Origin of the sequence: Micromonospora sp. CPCC 205739, assembly GCF_036906795.1 — a bacterium.
In the GTDB taxonomy this organism is placed as follows: Bacteria; Actinomycetota; Actinomycetes; order Mycobacteriales; family Micromonosporaceae; genus Micromonospora.
The window spans coordinates 1-1,318 of record NZ_JBAKHS010000055.1 but is presented as its reverse complement, the minus strand read 5'-3'; the positions used below and the strand labels follow the sequence as shown (position 1 = coordinate 1,318).

Annotated in this window: 2 protein-coding genes; both read right to left on the bottom strand. The window is 68.4% G+C overall.

Going from position 1 to position 1,318, the window contains the following annotated elements; all coding sequences use genetic code 11:
* Nucleotides 1-726 (bottom strand): FG-GAP repeat domain-containing protein (locus V6U88_RS30125; protein ID WP_334458291.1); only part of this gene is annotated, 726 nt, incomplete at its 3' end.
* Nucleotides 727-804: 78 nt separating this feature from the next.
* A partial coding sequence (locus tag V6U88_RS30120; protein ID WP_334458290.1) for an FG-GAP-like repeat-containing protein occupies nucleotides 805-1,318 on the bottom strand: 514 nt, incomplete at its 5' end.

Below are 1,318 nucleotides of genomic sequence, written 5' to 3'. Positions count from 1 at the left end.
CGAGCTGAAGCCACCCGAGCCGTTGCCCTTGTACAGGTGCAGATCCTTCGTCGTGGCGTTGCGCGCCAGCACGTCCGCGTCCCCGTCACCGTCGAAGTCGTTCGAGCCCCAGAGCGCGTCCACGATGATCTGCGCGTCGCCCGCCTCGGGCTGGTAGCGGTCCGGATAGGCGGAGACCTGGACCGTCTGGCAGACCACGCCGATCTGGGTGGTCATCCAGGAGTTGTTCGGAAACTTGTTCAACATGCTGTTGAGGAAGGCGTTCGTCGCCCAGGTCGGGTTGAGCCGCTGGCTGGCCGAGCCCCAGGAGGCCCGCTGCTGGAACAGGCCCAGGCTGTCGTGGTCCACCATCTCGTCGATGTTGCGGATGCCGGTCTCCACGATGGTGGTGGTGATCGCGATCGTCGCGGCCCGGGGATGCAGCCCTCGGGCCTGCACGGCCTGGACCACCTTCCGGGCACAGGAGACGCGGTACGCGTCCATGTAGCCGTCCATCTTGGCGCTGAGTTTGGTGTTCAGCGTGGCGGCGAGGGCGGCGTCGCCGGCGGTGGTGCCGGAGGACGAGCAGGGCGCGGTGCTGTAGGCGAGGGTGGTGTAGCCGGCGTCGGCGACCAGGGCGGGAACATCGGGGCGGGCGGCGGCGGCCGCGGGCGTAGCGGCGACGAGCGTCGATCCGGCCAGGGCCACGCTGAGCCCGAGGGCGGCCAGGAGGCGGTTCTGCTGCATGGTGGGGTGTCCCTTTCGCGGGAAGGATTTGCAGGGGTGGGGCCGGGGCCGGATCCGCTGACCCGGCCCCGGGGTGGATCAGAAGATGCGGTCGAAGGCGGACCAGTTGTTGCTGATCGCTCCGGCGCCGGAGGAGAACCCGCCCGAGCCGTTGCCCCGGTACAGCCACAGGTCCTTGGTCGAGGCGTTGCGGGCCAGCACGTCGCCGTCCCCGTCACCGTCGAAGTCACCGACCGAGAAGATCAGGTCGAACGCGGACCAGTTGTTGCTGATCGCGGCGCCGGTGCCCGAGGTGAAGCCACCCGAGCCGTTGCCCTTGTACAGGTGCAGGTCCTTGCTCGACGCGTTGCGGGCCAGGATGTCGGAGTCGCCGTCGCCGTCGAAGTCGCCCGGGGAGAAGATCCGGTCGAACGCCGACCAGTTGTTGCTGAACGCCGCTCCGGTGCCCGAGACGAAGCCACCCGAGCCGTTGCCCTTGTACAGGTGCAGGTTCTTGTTCGAGGCGTTGCGGGCCAGCACGTCCGGGTCACCGTCACCGTCGAAGTCACCGGCCGGGAAGATCATGTCGAACGCGGACCAGTTGTTGCTGATC